A 16,702-nucleotide genomic window follows, 5' to 3' on the forward strand; every position below is an offset into this window, starting at 1 on the left:
TTTATCGTTAACACCGGATTAACGAGCGGCGCAGTCCGTCTTTATCGGGCCTTCACTCTTCAGAACGCCCCGCCCCTCTTGCCTCATCCCGGATGAGCCGCGTTGATTTCCACGGTGATGTGCGACAATTCCCCAATCGCTTCCAGCTTCTGTCGATAGAAGGATGGCGCTTGCGGAGACGGTGACCGGATGGCAACGATGGCCGCATGATGCCCCGGCCCCACCTGCCAGACATGCAGATCGGTAATCCGCTCCTCCGCCGTTTCCAGCCTGCTGCGAATTTGCGTCGACAGATCGCCAGCGCGCGGAACCGCATCCACCAGCACCGCCCCCGTTGACCGCAACAGCCCCCAGGACCAGCGGGCAATGACGATGCCGCCGACGATGCCCATGGCCGGATCGAGAAACGTCCAGCCGTTCCATTTGCCCAGGAACAGCGCAACAATGGCGAGAACCGATGTCAGCGCATCGGCCAGCACATGCAGGTAGGCCGAGCGCAGATTGTTGTCCTTGCTGCCATGGCTTTCGTGGTGAGCGTGATGGCCATGATGGGCGTGACTGCCATGCGTATGCCCATGGCCGTGCCCATGGTCGTGATGATGGTCGTCATCCTTCAGCAGCCATGCGCTGACGATATTGACGACGAGACCGATGGCTGCAACGGCAATCGCCTGATTGAAATCGATGTCCACGGGCGTAAAGAAACGCAACAGGCTTTCCCAGGCAATCATCAGTGCGGCGACGCCCAGCACGACGGCGCTGGCGAAACCCGCGAGATCACCGAACTTGCCGGTGCCGAAGGTGAAACGGGCATTCTTGATCTGGCGACGGGCATAGAGATAGGCGAGCGCCGAAATCAGCATCGCACCGGCATGGGTCGCCATATGCCAGCCATCCGCCGTCAACGCCATGGAGCCGAACCAGCTTCCCGCCGCGATTTCCGCTACCATCATCACCGTCGTAAGCGCGATGACCGCCCAGACCCGGCGTTCGTTGCGCGCATGGTCCTCACCCAGAAAGACGTGGCCGTGCGTGCCGTGTGCATGAGCATGGGGATGGGAGTGATCAGTCGTTACCGTCATGGCGCGCCTCTATCGAATGTAGGTTTTCAGAACCTGCGCCAACTCTTCCGTGGCGCGGGCACGCTCCTCGTCATCTTGCGCATGCAGGACATGCTCATGCAGGTGCTCCAGCATCACCTCGCCTGTCAATCCTGATAGCGCACCGCGCACGGATGCCAGCAATTGCAGCACCTCTCCGCACGGCTTGCCGCCTTCCAGCGCGCGCTCCACCGCCTCCATCTGCCCCTTGAGGCGACGAATGCGCGCAACGAGCTTGTCCTTGTTCTCGGTCGTGTGTGACATGGGGTTCTTTCAAGATAGTATAGGGGGGTATCCTATAAGGATCTCACCATCTGCGCAAGCACCCTCACACGTCGCCTTGTCACCCTTGCTGAAATTATCTATATCTCTAGAAGCTATAGATAAGGAGAGAGATCATGTATTCGATTGGCGATCTGTCGCGAAATACCGGCGTGAAGGTGCCGACCATTCGCTATTACGAGCAGATGGGGCTGTTGCGGGCGGCAGAACGCTCGGAAGGCAACCAGCGCCGTTACGAAAAATCCGATCTGGAACGCCTCGCCTTCGTGCGCCACGCGCGCGACCTCGGCCTCAACATCGATGCCATCCGCGAGTTGATCGCGCTCAGCCAGCACCGCGAAATGCCCTGCGCCGGCGCAGACCGCATCGCCGCCGACCACCTGACAACCGTCCGCGAAAAGATCGCCAAGCTCAAAAAGCTGGAGCACGAACTGGAACGCATCGTCTCCCACTGCGACGGTCATTCGATCGAGGACTGCTATGTTATTCGAGCGCTATCGAACCATGATCTGTGTGCGCATGAGCATTGAGGGCGCGGATCGACGGCCCGAGCGATGCCCATGATAACCTGAATGATGGCTGGGTCCAAATTCAGCGATGCCCCCCCCGAGGCTCCTTACGTGACAACACGGTATAGGTTCGACTTCAGGCCCCAGACCACTGCTCGAAGTGTCTCCTGACGATTTTGTCCACCGACTGATAGCACATGCGGTTCGTATGGCCCCAAATCGGAGAACTCCGCATGAAGATGTGCAACCACCTTCGGATCGCCGAGGCTATCGCCCCCGCGAGCAGCACATCGCTCGACTGCTTCAGCGACAGTCGTGCGCAGTACAAGGTAATGAAGCGGCACGCCAAGCGCCTTGAATGCAGGTAGCCAGCTTGGCCGTACAACGCCATCAAGTACAACGAAATAGCCATGGCTGGCATAGCGTCCCGCCACATCGGCAGCGATCTGCATGATCATCCGATTTTGCCGAGCAGATTCCGGAAGCCAGGGATCAATACGACCTTGCTTGATGTAACCCCACAAGTCATCGGAGTGCAGATGCACCTTTGGCACTCCAGGCAGGAGCGCTAAAGCTTCGGCAATGGTGGTCTTGCCTGCGCCAGGATGGCCAGAGAGAATGAGAATGCGTCCTGCAATGTCGTCCATAACTTCGCTCCCGACTCCCGATCCTAACAGGGCTGCACCGTGGTTGTCACTCCAGCAGCGCTATGAGAAATCCGACCAGTAACACCCCGCCTTGGTGTGCCACACCGTTAACCTCAGCCTCAACATCGATGCCATCCATGAGTTGATCGCGCTTTCCCACCCGGTGACAAACCCGTAGCCGTTCGCCCATCCGTCCGCGCCGACAACAAAAAAACCGGTTGACATACACCACGTCGGCGCGCATTGTACCAATCGGTAAATATATTACCTATCGGTACAATTGACGCAAGGAGTTATTATGTCACGCCCTCCACTTCCACCTTTCACCCTTGAAACAGCAATCGAAAAAGTCCGCTTGGCCGAAGACGGCTGGAACACGCGCGATGCTGCCAAAGTCTCCATGGCCTACACGCTGGATACGCGTTGGCGTAACCGCGTCGAATTTGCGACAAATCGAGATGAAGCTCTGGCATTCCTCACACGCAAGTGGAACAAGGAGCACGAATACCGCCTTATCAAGGAACTTTGGGCCTTCACCGGTAATCGCATTGCAGTGCGCTACGCCTATGAATATGTGGATGACAGCGGGCGTTGGTTTCGCGCCTACGGGAACGAGAACTGGGAATTTTCAGAGGATGGACTGATGGCACACAGGCATGCGAGCATCAATGAAATGCCGATTGCTGACAGCGACCGCCTGTTCCATTGGCCGCTCGGTCGTCGGCCGGACGATCATCCCGGCCTCAGCGATCTGGGTCTGTAAACATGGCACGTATGGTCGCAGAAAGATCAGACACCATTGCTCCCTTGGCCGAAGTCTTTCGCGAATACGGCTATGAAGGCGCAAGCCTTGCTCTGATCGGCAAGGCGACGGGCCTTGGCAAGGGCAGCCTCTACCACTTCTTTCCCGGGGGTAAGGAAGAGATGGTGAAGGCTGTGCTGGCCGAAATCGAGGACTGGTTCGATAACGCCATCTATGCCCCATTGCGGGATGCGAGCGATGCAACCGCCGCCATCGACGCGATGCTCGATGGCGTCACCGACTATTTCAGATCCGGGAGCCGCGTTTGCCTCGTCGGTGCCCTGGCTGTTTCCAACACGCGAGACCGCTTCTCGCAAGCCATCCGCGGCTATTTCGTCCATTGGGTCGATGCCCTACAATCGGCTCTTGTGCGGCAAGGCAGGGATGACCTCCAAGCCCGCACCCTCGCCGAAGACGCCGTGCTGTCCATACAAGGCGCAATCGTTCTTTCGCGCGCGTTTGACGATCCAGTCGTCTTTCAACGTGCTATAGAGCAGGTTCGGGGGCGATTGGCGGCAGTCTGAACAATGCCGGCTCAAGGCATCCGCCCTGCGGCTTCAAGCGCCGATACGCGCATCGACAGACACCCCGATCCAAATACATCTTGACAGGCCTCCCATTCCAGCGCATCAATCGCGCCATGATCAACGCACGCGCACCCATGTCCTGCACGTATTTTTGGGCCTTCCTTTAAGGGCGGCTCGACAGATCAGTTTGTCAACGAGCCGCCGTCAGGCGGCTTTGTTGTTCTCAAGCGTCCTGACGGCACTCCACCAAGAACCCGAAGGACGAGATGATGAATGAAGACAGCCTTCTGACACTGCCCAGACCGCCCGTCGTGACCATTCGTGGTGCACGCAAGGCCGATCTGCCTGAACTGAACGAGATGATCACGCTTCTGGCCAGCCATCATGGCGATGCGGCGGCGATTACGGCTGCGAAGCTGGAACGCGATCTGTTTGGCCATGTCCCCTGGATCACGGCGCTGGTGGCCGAGGCCGAGGGCGAGCTCATCGGTTACGCCATTCTCGTGCCCCTCTACCGGGCGCAGGAAGGCAGGCGCGGCATGGAACTGCACCATTTGTTCGTGCGTGATGGCCACCGGGGCCATGGAACTGGCCAGCATCTGGTGGGGCGCGCACGCGATGTGGCCAAGCGCTGCGGCTGCGACTTCCTGTCCGTTGGTGCAGCCACCGGCAATTTCGCTGCGCATAAGTTCTACGAAAACATGGACTTCGTGCCACGTCCCGTCACCGGCATGCGCTTCATGCAGGCACTGGCGTAAACCCGAAATCCTGTGCGGCCCCGCTGCGGGTGGCATGCCCCATGCGAAATCTAGCTATTTCCCAATCGCGCAACTTTCGCTATGGTTGCAGCGAAACCGGACGTAACGGACCGGTCTTGGGGCATAGAAACCCCTCCATAGACGGTCGGTGTCGACCGTGATGACACCCCTCAGCCATAAGTTTTGTGGCTGAGGCGGTCTATTGTTGCTATATGCAACTCCTCCGCTTCTCATATGGCTGGGGAGGTCCTGACGTATGTTCAAGGCGCAAGCCTAAAGGTCAGGGCGGTCGTTCTATGGCGGCTTTCTAACTCCCCGGCCACCAGAGGTCCGTTTCCTCCGGTGGTCGATCTCCCGTTTCGACAGGATGGCCGGTTGCTGCGCATCGTTCGCGCGGGCACCGCGGCCAATGGGGAAATGCGATGGAATCCTACAGCTTCTTTGCCGATCTCTTACATACCTTCCGCATGATGTCCGATCAGGTGAAGGTGCTCGCGATCTACATGCCCTGCGTCTTCGCGCTGGGCTTTGCGGCACTTTACCTGCATCATTTGCGCAAGACCAATCCGCCGCTGTGGAAAGAGCCACAGCCCTACACGCTATTGCCTCCGGACACGGTAACGCGCCACGAGCCGGGCCTTCCAAGCCTTGAGCGCCTGCGCAGGCTGGATGACCGAATGGCCGAGATGAAAGTCGAGCGGGATCTGACGCGGCCATAGAACCGAATGGATGTCGTTATTCTGGCTGCGATTCGGGTCCCTTGGTGATGCGGCCCGCAAGGCAGCGTGCGCGTGGGGAACCGGTTGATATGGCAGTGGGTGTGGCTTACCCCCTCTGTCCTGCCGGACATCTCCCCCACAGGTGGGGAGATCGACTCGCGGTTGACTCTCCACATCTTAAATGCGCCAGATAGAATGGGTGAGCGAGCGCCCAGCCAATCTCCCTCCTTGTGGGGGAGATGTCCGGGAGGACAGAGGGGGTTGAGCTACGAATTCTGTCGTGTGCTGTGAGGACGTCCTCTGCCACGTCACATTCTATCGGCGCTGAAGACGGCCTCACCGAAGCCGATCCAGCACGACGCACGCGCGGGCGGTCCCCTCAACCACGTCGCCCGCTATTGCGCGTCTGACATCGCGGCTGTTGATGTGCAGGCTGCGGTTGAAGGGTAGCGCGAGACGGGCGATCTTGGCTGTGGCGGCGCTCAAGAAGGCGTCGCTGTTTTCCGCGAAGAATGCGAGGCAGGCCTCCCGGCCCGGTTCCTCTGCCAGAAGCGCCCTGAAGGCCAGCCGATGCATGGCGCAGGGCGCGCCATGACCGGGAACGGAAAAACGCAGGGCGTCGAGTTCATCGCTCCATTCCTCTGCGTTTTCACCACGTTGGGGCATGTTAGCGGGCAGTCTCGAAGCGCTTGAGGAACAGGCCGCTGAGTGAGCCAAGGATGAGCCAGAACACAAAGCTGGTGACGGTGGCGAGCACCACGAAACGACGCTCCAGCGGCAGAGGCGCCAGTGCATGTTCACCCTCCGGCGGCAGAGGCGCACCAACGATGTGCGGCGCAACGATGAGCGCCACCGCAAGGATGATGGCCCATGGTTCGTTGCGTTTGAAGGCCAGCAGGGCAATGCCGCCAGCCGTTGCCGCAACGGTCGCAATCCACCAGATCTGCCGTGCCTCGAGTGGAGCGGCGGGGCTTCCCGGCAGTTCCGGCGGCAGGCCAATCATGGGCGCCAGCATCACTGTAGCAAAGCCTGCAAGACCCCAGAACAGCCCCTCACGCCAGCCACCTTCGGAGCCGCGCAACGAGATAAGCGCCGTCAATACCAGCGCATAACCGATGGCTGTCAGCACATTGGCAGCAAGGGTATAGGCGTTGCGCTCGAAACCGTCGGCTGGCGTCCAGGCTTCGGCGTCATGGTGATGATCCGCAGGCGTTGCGGCATCGTGGCTATGGGCGGGTGCGGCGTCGCCACCGGCATTTTCATAGGTTTCGGCCTGAAGGATGAGCGGCGTCGTGCCGACAGCCTGCAGGGCGCTGACGGCAAGACCTGCAATCAGCCCCACCAGGATGGCGGTGAACACGATATTGCGGAAAAATGGCATGGGTTTCCTCCCCTCAATGGCACGGGAAGGCATTGGCGTGGCGCGTATCATGCGCCGCATTGTGCATGGCTTCGACATGCGAGAAGCCTACGAAACCGACGATGAACAGGCCAAGAGCTGCGGCTGTCAACGACTGTGCAATCTTCGATGTTTTGGTTGATACGGCTGATGTAGCCGTGTTCTGCTGGATAGACATGGTGACCCTTTCCTGTGCGGGTGGGCGCTATTGCGATCAAACGCCCGCGACCGCTTCAACATTCACCACGGGGAAAACAGACACATGGTTTTCAGGGCCGGACGAACCGACCTGCCAACCGTGCTTACCCGGACACCCCGCCGGTATTGACGACACTTCACGCAATGGCAGGTCTCCTGGCTCACGGGTCAAAACGCTGAAAACACCTTCCCGACACGTTCATGCCAGTGGCTTTTCGTTTTCGCGCTCACCGCTCACAGTTGCGGGGGCAGCCACGAATCAAGGCATTGGCCCCTATCGTGTTCCCTTTTCACTTTCCGGGCGAACCCGGAAAGACCATCACACAACCGTTATCCGGCGCGCGGGTGTTTGAGTCAATGGGAATTTACCGCGACGGAACGGCCTTGAGATAGGCGGCGATGGCATTGCGATCTTCGGCCGAAAGCCGCGCCATGTTCTGCTGGACCTTGACCATGGAGCCACCGGCGCTGTCGAAGTCCGGCGTGAAGCCCGTTTCCAGATAGCTGGCGATATCGGCCTGCGTCCACGCGCCGATGGTCTGGGAACCGGGGGTGATATTTGGGATGCGCCCCTCGCCTTCGGGGTTGGGGCCACCCGCCAGCCATTGATCTTTCACGAACCCGCCCAGCGCATCGCGCGGGGTATGGCACTCGCCGCAATGGCCGGGGCCTTCCACCAGATATTGGCCGCGCACGACGGCCGCATCTGCATTGGCAAGCTCGACCCGTGGCTGACCCTTGTCGAAATACAGGAACTTCCAACCACCGAGGCTGAGGCGGATATTGAAGGGGAACGGCAGGTCATGGCCGGGCGCGTCATTGCTGCTGGCAGGCAGGGTCTTGAGATACGCGAAGAGGTCGTTGATGTCAGGCGGCGTCATCCGCGCATAGGACGCATAGGGAAAGGACGGATAGAGATGTTCGCCGTTCTTGCCGACACCGCGCGTCATGGCATCACCGAACTGCGCGACGGTCCAGCTACCGATGCCATGCTGCGGATCGGGAGAGATATTGGGCATGTGGAACGTGCCGAAGGGGCTTGGCAGCGCCTGGCCGCCGGACAGCGTCTTCAGCGCATCGCCGGTGGCATTTGGCGCGGCGTGACAGCTTGCGCAGCCGCCCGCCCAGAACAGCGTTTCACCATTGGCAAGGTTGGGTTCGCCCAGATTGGCCCAGTGGCTCGGCGACTGGCGCTCCGGCGCTGTGACCCACAGGAAGATGCCCAACCCTGCGGCCCCGGCAACAACAGCACCGCCCGCCAGCTTTGCCCAGATGGACGCCATTGCCGTCTCCGTTCATGGAATGATCGCAAGAAAAGGCCCGCCAGACGACCGGCGGACCGCTGCACAGTTTACTTTTTAACGCGGTAGGCCTGGTGACAGCTGCTGCAATCGGCACCCAGCGTCTTCAAGGCAGCACCCACACTGGCCTGGTCGGTCGGCAACTGTGCGAGAACCGTGTCGGCGTCCGTGCCGAGCTTTTCGGACTTCGCCTTGAAGTCCGCGAAGTTTTGCCAGATCGCAGGAGATGCCGCGCCGCCTTCAGAACCGGCCGGGAACTGATCCGGGAAAGCCTTCGCATTGGCGCTGATGGTTGTCACAGCGGTTTTGACGGTGGCCGCGTCATAGGGCTTTTCACCCTTTGCGATGGCACCCAGAGCACCCATGGCGCCGCCGATACCCTTCATCAGGCCTTCGCGCTTTTCAACTTCGCCAGCTGCGGAAACCGCACCGGCGCACAGACAGCCTATCATTATGGAAGCGGCAATGGTTCTAAGCTTCATCATCTCTCTCCTGGGTCCGCGCAGCGGCGGGGTGTATGCTTGGTATCGTCCCTGATCCTTATCGCAAAACAGGACACACTTTTGGGACACGTTTTAAGAACGAAGAGAAGATGCCTGCTCCACATGGCAAAAAGAAGTCACATTCCGGTGATTTCCAGAGCGAAATCAAATATATAAAGTCTCCTTCCGCAGTCTGCTTTTATCCGCTTCGAAACAGGGAGTGGTTTGTGTCAGCAGAGACTGAAAGCGCCAATGTGCGGCTTTCTTCCCGGCCGAAGCCTTTGATCTCGATGCGATGCTCATAGATATCGGCGATGGCGAACGTGTTTTGGCTTTGCGTATCCACCATGCCCTTGACGTTGACGAAATGCGTATGGCCGAGTTGCGCATAGTTGCCCTTGTGATTGTGGCCACAAAACCAGGCCTTTGCGCTCGGATGCGCCATCAACAGATCCAGAATTTCCGGGGCATCCCACATGTTGTGAGAGTCCTGCGGATAGAGCGGATAGTGGCAGAACAGGATGGCCCGCTCTCCCGACGCATCGGCGGCGTCCAGCGTTTTGGCAAGCCACTCCCGTTGCCCATCGCTGAAGGACGCGTTCCACCTGTGGGCGTTGATGGCACCAGCCTCTTGCAGAGCGGCCAGTCTCTTTTCGGCCAGATCGCGGCGAGGATCGCCCACGGGCGGGGCAAACAGGCTGACATCATTGCCATCCAGCACCACGAAACGGACTTTGCCGATGGCGAAGTCGTACCAGGGAGACGGCATGGCGAGACGTCTATGGATTTCGGTCAAATGCTCGGGCGCCACCGCGAAATCGTGATTTCCGGGCAGAAGAATCGAACGATGCCTGAGCCTGTCATAACAGCTTAAAACCGCGTCGAAATTGTCCCAGCCATGGTCGATGATATCGCCCAGAGTGACGACAAAAGCGAGATCGTGGGCGTTGAACACGTCGATCGCTTCAGTCAGCTTGCCCGGGCTTTGTGCGTAGTAGCGATCCATGTCCGGGCGCGGCGCAACGTCGGCATATTGCGGATCGGCGACGATGCCGAAGGAGAAAAGGGGTGCGGATATGTCTGTCATGATGACCGCATAGGCCGGGCGAATGACACCCATATGACAGAACGAAAACACCCGGCGCATGGCCGGGTGTGTCGTATTCTTCAGACCGTGACGCTTACTTGGAAGCGGCCTCGTAGCGCTCCAGAACGTAATCCCAGTTGATGAGATTATCGACGAAAGCTTCGAGGTACTTTGGACGCAGGTTCTTGTAGTCGACATAGTAGGAGTGTTCCCACACATCGACGCCCAGAATAGGCTCTGCGCCGTGCACCAGCGGATTTTCGCCATTTGGTGTCTTGGAAATTTCAAGCTTGCCGTCCTTGACCGACAGCCATGCCCAGCCGGAGCCGAACTGCGTGGTGCCCGCGGCGATGAAATCCGTCTTGAACTTGTCGTAGCCGCCCAGATCAGACGCGAAAGCCTGCCCCAGCTTGCCTGGCAGCTTGTTGCCGCCGCCATCCTTTTTCATCCACTTCCAGAAGTGGACGTGGTTGTAATGCTGGGCGGCGTTGTTGAACAGGCCAGCATGCGTTCCGAAGGACTTCTTGACCACGTCTTCCAGCGAAAGATCTGCAAGACCGGCTTCAGCCGCGAGCTTGTTGCCGTTGTCGACATAGGCCTTGTGGTGCTTGTCGTGGTGCAACTCAAGGGTTTCGCGCGACATATAAGGCGCCAGCGCATCGTAATCGTAAGGCAGTGCGGGAAGTTCGAAGGCCATGGTGTTACTCCTTGTTGCAGCGGCGTGACCGCTCCTAGAAACCTGGTGCGCGGACCATAAGAGCGGACGTCATCAGAGGCAACCGGTGAAATATCAAAATGTTCCGGTAACGGAGAAAATTCCTCTCATAACCATGGCCGAACACGCTGCACCTCTGCCGTGGAGTACCGCTTGAAGAAAATCCGTTCGGTACGCGTCAGGGCGTCAGATTGCTGGCTTGAAACGCGGCGTCGTATCCGCCTCACCCAGCGGGCGTTGCATCAGGACGATATCCAGCCAGCGCCCGTGCTTCCAGCCGACGGATTTCAGGGTTCCGACCATTTCGAAACCGGCGGTGCGGTGAACGCCGATGGAAGCAGCATTGTCGGCGTCTCCCACGACCGCGACCATCTGGCGAAAACCGCGCACCGTCGCCTCCTCGATCAGCGTCAACAACAGCGTCTTGCCGATGCCGAGGCCCTTGCGCTCAGGATCGACATAGATGGAATCCTCGACGGTAGCGCCATAGGCAGGCCGTGCGCGGTGGGGGCCGGCATAGGCATAACCAGCGACGGCGCCTTCCACTTCCGCCACCACATAGGGAAAACCACCCGCCATCAATGTACGCCTCCGTTCGATCATGGTCTCGACGGAGGGCGGCTCGATTTCGAAGCTGGCCGTGCCGTGCACCACCGCATGGCGGTAGATGTCAGTAATGGCGGCGATATCGCCCTCTGCGCACGGGCGAATGGTAACGACGGGTCTGGTCTGGGAAGGCATGTCTATGTCCTGAGCAATTTGGTCGATACTGTGCACGTTGCACACGCCGTTTCAAATCGAAATCAACGCTTCATCCATCCGTCAACAGCTTGATCGCGATGAGCCACATGGTCAGCGCGATGACGCCTTCCAGCACCCGCCAACTTTGCGGATTGGCGAAAATGGGACGTAGCCAGCGCGCGCCGTAACCCAGACTAAAGAAAAACAGGAAGGATGCGGTGACCGCACCGGCCCAGAACGATGTTTCCGAGCCAGGAAACTGTGTGGATATGGTGCCCAGAAGGACGACCGTGTCGAGATAGACGTGCGGATTGAGCCATGTCAGCGCAAGGCAGGTGGCAAGGATCGATCCGAGCGAGGCGGCAGTGCCGGATGCCGCGACAAGGGCATTGGCAGGGCCAAGCGCAGACTTCAGGCTTTTTGCACCGTACCAGAACAGGAAGGCCGCACCGGCATAGCGCATGGCCGGTTCCAGCGCAGGCAGGATGGCCGCAATCTGGCGAAAGGCCGTCACGCCGACGGTGATCAGAATGGCGTCCGACACTGCGCAGGTCAGCACGACGGCCGCCACGTGTTCGCCTCGCAGCCCCTGCCGCAGAACGAAAGCATTCTGCGCGCCGATGGCAACAATCAGCGTCAGCCCCATCGTCAAGCCCGTCACATACGTCGAGAAATCCATAAACCTGCCCCTGTTTCAGGCTTTGAATAGGCGGCTCGCATGGGTTAATCCAGTTAATGATTCTTATGTCGATTAAGGTAGGCTAACTTCATGCTTGATTACGCAGCCCTTCGCGCTGTTTCTCTCGTCGTACAGACCGGCAGCTTCGAAAAGGCGGCTCTCGCGCTGAATGTGACACCGTCTGCGATCTCCCAGCGCGTCAAACAGCTGGAAGAACGGCTGGGCGTGGTGCTGATCCTGCGTGGCAATCCCTGTACGGCAACCGAGAAGGGAGAGTGGGTCTGCCGACACATGGAGCATGTGGGCATGCTCGAGACCGAACTGTTCGGCCAGTTGCCAGCCCTTATTGCGCCGGGCGAGCCGGGGCAGAGGGTCACCCTTCATATCGCCACCAATGCAGACAGCCTCGGCACGTGGTTTCTGAAGGCCGTGTCGAGCTTTGCCACAGAACGGGATTATCTGCTGAACATTGCCGTTGACGATCAGGACCATACGGCGGAGTGGCTCCAGCGTGGACGGGTTCTGGCAGCCGTCACCAGCCTGGACAAGCCTGTCCAGGGATGCCGCGTGACACCACTCGGGTCGCTGCGATATCTTGCAACAGCCAGCCAACCGTTCATGACCCGCCATTTTGCCGGTGGCGTAACCGAAGCGCGGCTTTCGCAAGCGCCTGCCCTCACCTTCAACCAGAAGGACCGGCTGCAGCATGTCTGGGCCTCAAAAGTGTTTGGTGCGCCCGTCGTTCACCCCACCCACTGGCTTCCCTCCACGCAGAGTTTCGTGGATGCGGCTCTGCTGGGCATGGGCTGGGGCATGAACCCCGATCTGCTGGTGCGGGACCACCTGGCATCCGGCGCTTTGGTGGAACTGGTGGCGGGAACGCCGTTGGATATCCCGCTGTTCTGGCAGGTCAACCGGCTTGCATCCGACAGGCTGAAGCCGTTGACGCAAGCGGTGGTGGATGCGGCACGGGGCGTGTTGGTGCAGTAGGTTCGTGGCGTGGGTTGGGGTCAGGTTTGCGGCTCGACCCCTCACCTGGAAAATCGACGACTTAGCTTTCAGCCAAGATCGTGATTTTATCTCCTCTCCCACAGGGGTAGAGGTAAACACGCCACGAGCACGGCGCTCTCACTCTACCCTTGCAGGAAATATAGCGATTTCAAAATCTTAGCTGTTCTCAAGTGTTAGAAATCGCACGTGAGGGGTCCAGCCCAAACGTCAACGCCTTCGGCCTCACTCCGCCTCAACGTTCGCAGAGGCCGACCATTCCATATACAGGTCCAGCGCCTTGCGCGCGACGGGACCGGCCTGCAATTCGCGGTCATCCAGCTTGGTGACAGGAGAGACCTTGGAATAGTTGCCCGAGCAGAAAATCTCGTCGGCTTCGCGGAAATCCTGGACCGAAAGCGTGGCTTCGCGCACGTCGAAGCCTGCCTGGCGCAAAAGGCCCATGACGCGGGAGCGGGTGATGCCGGCAAGAAACGTGCGGTTGGGGACGGGCGTGAAGACGACGCCGTCCTTGACCATGAAGACATTGGCAGATGATGTTTCCGCGACATTGCCGTTCATATCCAGCATCAGCGCACCGCCAAAGCCACGCGAACGGGCTTCCAGAATGGCGCGTCCGCTGTTGGGATAGAGGCTACCGGCCTTGGCATCGGTCATGGCCGTTTCCGGCGACGGGCGGCGAAGAGACGAGACGGTCAGCGTGACGGGGGCGCCCGCATCCATCGGCGCTTCGAACAGGCACAGCGCAAAGCGGGTGGAGGCAGCGTCAGGTGCTACGATACTGCCGGGCATGCCGTGTTCGGCCCAGTACATCGGCTTGATGTAGATCGCGACCTTGCCATCGAATTTCGTCACGCCTTCCAGCGCGAGCTTTTCGATCTCTTCCGGCGTCATGGTGGGTTTCATGCCCATGCTGACGGCCGAGCGATTGACGCGCTGGCAGTGCTGATCCAGATCCGGTGCCAGCCCGTTGAACCAGCGCGCGCCATCGAACACCGTGGATGCCAGCCACATGGCATGCGACGTCGGACCGATCAGCGGCGGGTTGCCGGGAAGCCACTGACCATCGACATAGGTCCAGGTGGGGGAACGGGGTGCTGTATCGACGGACATGACATTCTCCTTATGCAATCGCCGGAATGAATGCTGCCGCGCCTTTGACGTCAAGACCAAAATCCGTCCATTTCCGGTTTTGATGGAAAGTTACGGGAAGACAGCCATTTCCAAGGATTTTATTGCGCGATGCGCCAATGGCGTCGATGGATGCATCACATTTTTTGATGGCTGACCGTCTGGATGGTGGCTGGTCGCCATGCGATATTCGCCCCGGATAAAGGAGTGCGATATGGCCTGGTCTGCGCAGCAATATCTGAAATTCGAGGACGAACGGACCCGCCCTGCCCGCGATCTGCTGGCGCAGGTGCCACTGGAGCGTTTGACCGCGGGTTACGATCTGGGTTGCGGACCCGGAAATTCCACCGAGCTTCTGGCGGAGCGCTATGGCGTCAATGTCATCACCGGCATCGACAGCGATGCCGACATGCTGGAAAAGGCGCGGCTACGGCTGCCCCACACCCAGTTTCAGCGGGCTGATCTGGCCACCTGGCGCCCTCGGCAAAAGGCGGACCTTTTCTACGCCAATGCTGTCTTCCAATGGCTGCCGGACCATATCGACATTCTGGAAGCGCTGATGGATCACCTCAAGCCGGGTGGGGTGCTGGCCGTACAGATGCCCGATAATCTGGACGAACCGACGCATTTGGCCATGGAGGAAACCGGGGCGGCCGGACCATGGAAAGCAGCATTCGAAGGCAGCAAACTGCGCCGCCAGCCTCTGCCCTCACCGGCCACCTACTTTGACAGGCTTTCCCCAAAATCGGCCCGGGTGGATGTTTGGCACAGCATCTACAACCACCCCATGAAAAATGCGGAGGCGATTGTCGAGTGGGTCAAGGGCACGGGTCTTCGCCCTTATCTGAACGCGGCGGGCGAGGAACACCGTGCGGCTTTTCTGGCCGATTATCTGACCCGCGTCGATGCCGCCTATCCGCCGATGGCAGACGGACAGCGTCTGCTGCGTTTTCCAAGGTTGTTCATTGTCGCCGTCAAACGTTAGAAATGGATGCCTGCAGGTCATCTTTCGCACGTTCCAGCACGACATGAACGATGCCGTATATTCTATCGATTCCAATAGATTGACGGAATAACTTCACCAGATATTAGTTATCTGTCGAAACCAGTCTTCAATCTTGCCCCTGTATAGTCAAGGCAACTCTATTGCTGGGGCAAGACGTGCAACATTTTTGGCAGGAAAAATCGGGTAATTTTGGTATTTTGACCGCTCTCATGGTGGTCCCGATTTTCGGGACCGCGGGTGTTGCGCTCGATATCAACCAGGCGATGGCGGTAAAGGCAGACCTCCAGAACGCGGCCGACGCCGCGGCGCTGGCGTCCGTGGCGAAAGCATCGAAGGAAGTCGAGGCCGCACGCAAAATGGCAGGTAATGGCAGAATCGAAATCGCCAATGCCGATGCTCTCAGCTTTTTCAAAAGCGATGCCGTTGGTCGTGATGATTTTGATGTGGAATCCGTCAAGGTCTATGTCGAGAAGGTTGGCAACAGCGTCCAGGCAGCTGTGAGCTTCGAAGCCACGGTCCAGACATCGCTGACCCGCATTCTCGGCAAGGACTTCGTGACCGTTTCCGGCAAGGCGACGGCAAAGTACGAAACCGAGACCTATAGTGATTTCTACCTGCTGCTGGACAACACGCCGTCCATGGGTGTCGGTGCGACCCCGGCGGATGTGAAGACGATGATGGACAACACCAAGGACAAATGCGCCTTTGCCTGTCACGTGGTCAGCGCAGATGGTGTCGATGACCAGAACAGCTATTATCACCTCGCCAGGAAACTCGGCGTGACCACCCGCATCAATGTGGTGGCACAGGCCACAGCCGCGTTGATGGACACGGCAACCTCGCTGCGCAAGACAAGCGATCAATATCGCATGGCGGTCTATACATTCGGCGAAAGGGCACCGGACGCCAAGCTGACTGAAGTCGTGCCGCTGACGAGCAATCTGGCAAATGCCAAGAAAAAGGCTGCGACCATTGACCTGATGTCGGCCCTTTCCAAGAAGAACGCCGAAAGTCAGTTGACGGACTTCGACAAGACATTGACCGACCTTGGCAACAGTATGGGAACCGTCGGCAACGGCACAAGCTCTGCTTCGCCGGACAAGGTCGTGTTCTTCGTATCCGACGGCGTGGGTGACAGCAACAAGCCGTCCAGTTGTACCAAGAAGGTCAATAATGGGCGCTGCCAGGAGCCGATCGATGTCAGGTTCTGCACGGCGCTGAAAGAAAAGGGTTACAGAATCGCGGTGCTCTACACCACCTATCTGCCCCTGCCGGAGGACACTTGGTACAATGACTGGATCAGCCCGTTCCAATCGCAGATCAGCACCAGAATGCAGGAATGCGCAACGCCTGGTCTCTATTTCGAAGTCAGCCCGACGGAGGGCATCAGCGATGCCATGGCGGCTCTGTTCAAACGCATCATCACCTCGCCGCGCTTGACGAGTTGAGAGCAGCACAGCTGGTTTGACTGGCAAACATTCAATGGAAACAACGATGCGGGCCTTGGTGCCCGCATTCAGACTGCTGACAAACCCGCCGATTTTTGTCGGTGGGTTTTTGCGTTTTTGGGCTTCTCGTTCAGGTGGTGTTTTCGCGAGCTGGATGGCGCAA

21 protein-coding genes and 1 riboswitch are annotated in these 16,702 nt (G+C 59.0%); of the genes, 8 read left to right on the forward strand and 13 right to left on the reverse strand.

All coding sequences use genetic code 11. The annotated features are described in order from the left end of the window. Positions 1-83: 83 nt before the first annotated feature. Both dmeF and dmeR read right to left on the reverse strand, forming a co-directional pair. Positions 84-1,082, reverse strand: a complete 999-nt coding sequence (gene dmeF / locus GGQ73_RS15950; RefSeq protein ID WP_183897147.1) for a CDF family Co(II)/Ni(II) efflux transporter DmeF — start codon at positions 1,080-1,082, stop codon at positions 84-86. A gap of 9 nt (positions 1,083-1,091) precedes the next feature. Further along, positions 1,092-1,364 (reverse strand): Ni(II)/Co(II)-sensing transcriptional repressor DmeR, encoded by a 273-nt coding sequence (gene dmeR, locus GGQ73_RS15955; RefSeq protein WP_174152388.1) that lies wholly within the window; start codon positions 1,362-1,364, stop codon positions 1,092-1,094. A 134-nt stretch (positions 1,365-1,498) separates the two neighbouring features. Here dmeR and GGQ73_RS15960 point away from each other — a divergent pair, with 134 nt between their 5' ends. After that, on the forward strand, positions 1,499-1,912 hold the full coding sequence (locus tag GGQ73_RS15960; RefSeq protein WP_183897148.1) for a MerR family transcriptional regulator: 414 nt from the start codon (positions 1,499-1,501) through the stop codon (positions 1,910-1,912). Positions 1,913-1,998: 86 nt separating this feature from the next. On the opposite strand, the gene GGQ73_RS15965 is transcribed toward GGQ73_RS15960, so the two are convergent. Continuing rightward, on the reverse strand, positions 1,999-2,538 hold the full coding sequence (locus GGQ73_RS15965; protein WP_183897149.1) for an AAA family ATPase: 540 nt from the start codon (positions 2,536-2,538) through the stop codon (positions 1,999-2,001). Between the two features lie 298 nt (positions 2,539-2,836). Here GGQ73_RS15965 and GGQ73_RS15970 point away from each other — a divergent pair, with 298 nt between their 5' ends. The 4 genes from GGQ73_RS15970 (at position 2,837) to GGQ73_RS15985 (ending at position 5,344) form a co-directional block, all read left to right on the forward strand. Further along, a complete protein-coding gene (locus tag GGQ73_RS15970) occupies positions 2,837-3,301 on the forward strand; it encodes a nuclear transport factor 2 family protein (protein ID WP_183897150.1) in 465 nt (154 codons plus the stop codon). A gap of 2 nt (positions 3,302-3,303) precedes the next feature. Then, positions 3,304-3,864, forward strand: a complete 561-nt coding sequence (locus GGQ73_RS15975) for a TetR/AcrR family transcriptional regulator (protein ID WP_183897151.1) — start codon at positions 3,304-3,306, stop codon at positions 3,862-3,864. Positions 3,865-4,136: 272 nt separating this feature from the next. Then, positions 4,137-4,625, forward strand: a complete 489-nt coding sequence (locus tag GGQ73_RS15980) for a GNAT family N-acetyltransferase (protein ID WP_183897152.1) — start codon at positions 4,137-4,139, stop codon at positions 4,623-4,625. A 422-nt stretch (positions 4,626-5,047) separates the two neighbouring features. Next, the gene (locus GGQ73_RS15985; RefSeq protein ID WP_183897153.1) at positions 5,048-5,344 is read left to right on the forward strand and encodes a hypothetical protein; all 297 of its coding nucleotides are present in this window, start codon (positions 5,048-5,050) and stop codon (positions 5,342-5,344) included. A 336-nt stretch (positions 5,345-5,680) separates the two neighbouring features. On the opposite strand, the gene GGQ73_RS15990 is transcribed toward GGQ73_RS15985, so the two are convergent. From GGQ73_RS15990 to GGQ73_RS16030, 9 genes are all read right to left on the reverse strand, one after another. Beyond that, on the reverse strand, positions 5,681-6,010 hold the full coding sequence (locus tag GGQ73_RS15990; RefSeq protein WP_183897154.1) for a hypothetical protein: 330 nt from the start codon (positions 6,008-6,010) through the stop codon (positions 5,681-5,683). 1 nt (position 6,011) lies between these two features. Beyond that, positions 6,012-6,725 carry a CbtA family protein gene (locus GGQ73_RS15995; protein WP_183897155.1) on the reverse strand — a complete coding sequence of 238 codons (714 nt, stop codon included), beginning with the start codon at positions 6,723-6,725 and terminating at the stop codon, positions 6,012-6,014. A 13-nt stretch (positions 6,726-6,738) separates the two neighbouring features. Next, the gene (locus GGQ73_RS16000; RefSeq protein WP_174152379.1) at positions 6,739-6,921 is read right to left on the reverse strand and encodes a CbtB domain-containing protein; all 183 of its coding nucleotides are present in this window, start codon (positions 6,919-6,921) and stop codon (positions 6,739-6,741) included. A gap of 149 nt (positions 6,922-7,070) precedes the next feature. Next, positions 7,071-7,277, reverse strand: a riboswitch (cobalamin riboswitch). A 29-nt stretch (positions 7,278-7,306) separates the two neighbouring features. Further along, positions 7,307-8,224: a cytochrome c gene (locus tag GGQ73_RS16005; RefSeq protein WP_183897156.1), complete on the reverse strand. Its 918-nt coding sequence runs from the start codon at positions 8,222-8,224 to the stop codon at positions 7,307-7,309. Between the two features lie 68 nt (positions 8,225-8,292). Further along, positions 8,293-8,724 carry a c-type cytochrome gene (locus GGQ73_RS16010; RefSeq protein ID WP_174152377.1) on the reverse strand — a complete coding sequence of 144 codons (432 nt, stop codon included), beginning with the start codon at positions 8,722-8,724 and terminating at the stop codon, positions 8,293-8,295. Positions 8,725-8,923: 199 nt separating this feature from the next. Then, entirely contained in the window at positions 8,924-9,811 is an 888-nt protein-coding gene (locus GGQ73_RS16015) for a metallophosphoesterase (protein ID WP_183897181.1), read from the reverse strand. Positions 9,812-9,905: 94 nt separating this feature from the next. Further along, complete coding sequence (locus GGQ73_RS16020; RefSeq protein WP_183897157.1) at positions 9,906-10,508, reverse strand: superoxide dismutase; 603 nt, start codon at positions 10,506-10,508, stop codon at positions 9,906-9,908. A gap of 204 nt (positions 10,509-10,712) precedes the next feature. Further along, positions 10,713-11,267 (reverse strand): GNAT family N-acetyltransferase, encoded by a 555-nt coding sequence (locus GGQ73_RS16025; protein ID WP_183897158.1) that lies wholly within the window; start codon positions 11,265-11,267, stop codon positions 10,713-10,715. 70 nt (positions 11,268-11,337) lie between these two features. Continuing rightward, complete coding sequence (locus tag GGQ73_RS16030) at positions 11,338-11,946, reverse strand: LysE/ArgO family amino acid transporter (RefSeq protein WP_183897159.1); 609 nt, start codon at positions 11,944-11,946, stop codon at positions 11,338-11,340. Positions 11,947-12,036: 90 nt separating this feature from the next. Between GGQ73_RS16030 and GGQ73_RS16035 the strand changes: the two genes are divergently transcribed. After that, complete coding sequence (locus tag GGQ73_RS16035) at positions 12,037-12,936, forward strand: LysR family transcriptional regulator ArgP (RefSeq protein WP_183897160.1); 900 nt, start codon at positions 12,037-12,039, stop codon at positions 12,934-12,936. 243 nt (positions 12,937-13,179) lie between these two features. Here the strand turns inward: GGQ73_RS16035 and GGQ73_RS16040 are convergent, their stop codons facing one another. Beyond that, positions 13,180-14,067, reverse strand: coding sequence for a branched-chain amino acid aminotransferase (locus GGQ73_RS16040; protein WP_174152372.1), 888 nt, complete (start codon positions 14,065-14,067; stop codon positions 13,180-13,182). Between the two features lie 232 nt (positions 14,068-14,299). On the opposite strand from GGQ73_RS16040, the gene tam reads away from it, so the two are divergent. After that, entirely contained in the window at positions 14,300-15,070 is a 771-nt protein-coding gene (gene tam / locus GGQ73_RS16045) for a trans-aconitate 2-methyltransferase (RefSeq protein WP_183897161.1), read from the forward strand. Between the two features lie 176 nt (positions 15,071-15,246). Next, on the forward strand, positions 15,247-16,539 hold the full coding sequence (locus GGQ73_RS16050; protein ID WP_183897162.1) for a pilus assembly protein TadG-related protein: 1,293 nt from the start codon (positions 15,247-15,249) through the stop codon (positions 16,537-16,539). Positions 16,540-16,702 lie beyond the last annotated feature (163 nt).

It is taken from the genome of Rhizobium skierniewicense (assembly GCF_014196515.1).
In the GTDB taxonomy this organism is placed as follows: Bacteria; Pseudomonadota; Alphaproteobacteria; order Rhizobiales; family Rhizobiaceae; genus Agrobacterium; species Agrobacterium skierniewicense.

Bases quoted from the DNA above. Each gene is read 5' to 3' on its own strand.
- dmeF (WP_183897147.1), bottom strand. From the start codon at position 1,082: ATGACGGTAACGACTGATCACTCCCATCCCCATGCTCATGCACACGGC.
- dmeR (WP_174152388.1), bottom strand. From the start codon at position 1,364: ATGTCACACACGACCGAGAACAAGGACAAGCTCGTTGCGCGCATTCGT.
- GGQ73_RS15960 (WP_183897148.1), top strand. From the start codon at position 1,499: ATGTATTCGATTGGCGATCTGTCGCGAAATACCGGCGTGAAGGTGCCG.
- GGQ73_RS15965 (WP_183897149.1), bottom strand. From the start codon at position 2,538: ATGGACGACATTGCAGGACGCATTCTCATTCTCTCTGGCCATCCTGGC.
- GGQ73_RS15970 (WP_183897150.1), top strand. From the start codon at position 2,837: ATGTCACGCCCTCCACTTCCACCTTTCACCCTTGAAACAGCAATCGAA.
- GGQ73_RS15975 (WP_183897151.1), top strand. From the start codon at position 3,304: ATGGCACGTATGGTCGCAGAAAGATCAGACACCATTGCTCCCTTGGCC.
- GGQ73_RS15980 (WP_183897152.1), top strand. From the start codon at position 4,137: ATGAATGAAGACAGCCTTCTGACACTGCCCAGACCGCCCGTCGTGACC.
- GGQ73_RS15985 (WP_183897153.1), top strand. From the start codon at position 5,048: ATGGAATCCTACAGCTTCTTTGCCGATCTCTTACATACCTTCCGCATG.
- GGQ73_RS15990 (WP_183897154.1), bottom strand. From the start codon at position 6,010: ATGCCCCAACGTGGTGAAAACGCAGAGGAATGGAGCGATGAACTCGAC.
- GGQ73_RS15995 (WP_183897155.1), bottom strand. From the start codon at position 6,725: ATGCCATTTTTCCGCAATATCGTGTTCACCGCCATCCTGGTGGGGCTG.
- GGQ73_RS16000 (WP_174152379.1), bottom strand. From the start codon at position 6,921: ATGTCTATCCAGCAGAACACGGCTACATCAGCCGTATCAACCAAAACA.
- GGQ73_RS16005 (WP_183897156.1), bottom strand. From the start codon at position 8,224: ATGGCGTCCATCTGGGCAAAGCTGGCGGGCGGTGCTGTTGTTGCCGGG.
- GGQ73_RS16010 (WP_174152377.1), bottom strand. From the start codon at position 8,724: ATGAAGCTTAGAACCATTGCCGCTTCCATAATGATAGGCTGTCTGTGC.
- GGQ73_RS16015 (WP_183897181.1), bottom strand. From the start codon at position 9,811: ATGACAGACATATCCGCACCCCTTTTCTCCTTCGGCATCGTCGCCGAT.
- GGQ73_RS16020 (WP_183897157.1), bottom strand. From the start codon at position 10,508: ATGGCCTTCGAACTTCCCGCACTGCCTTACGATTACGATGCGCTGGCG.
- GGQ73_RS16025 (WP_183897158.1), bottom strand. From the start codon at position 11,267: ATGCCTTCCCAGACCAGACCCGTCGTTACCATTCGCCCGTGCGCAGAG.
- GGQ73_RS16030 (WP_183897159.1), bottom strand. From the start codon at position 11,946: ATGGATTTCTCGACGTATGTGACGGGCTTGACGATGGGGCTGACGCTG.
- GGQ73_RS16035 (WP_183897160.1), top strand. From the start codon at position 12,037: ATGCTTGATTACGCAGCCCTTCGCGCTGTTTCTCTCGTCGTACAGACC.
- GGQ73_RS16040 (WP_174152372.1), bottom strand. From the start codon at position 14,067: ATGTCCGTCGATACAGCACCCCGTTCCCCCACCTGGACCTATGTCGAT.
- tam (WP_183897161.1), top strand. From the start codon at position 14,300: ATGGCCTGGTCTGCGCAGCAATATCTGAAATTCGAGGACGAACGGACC.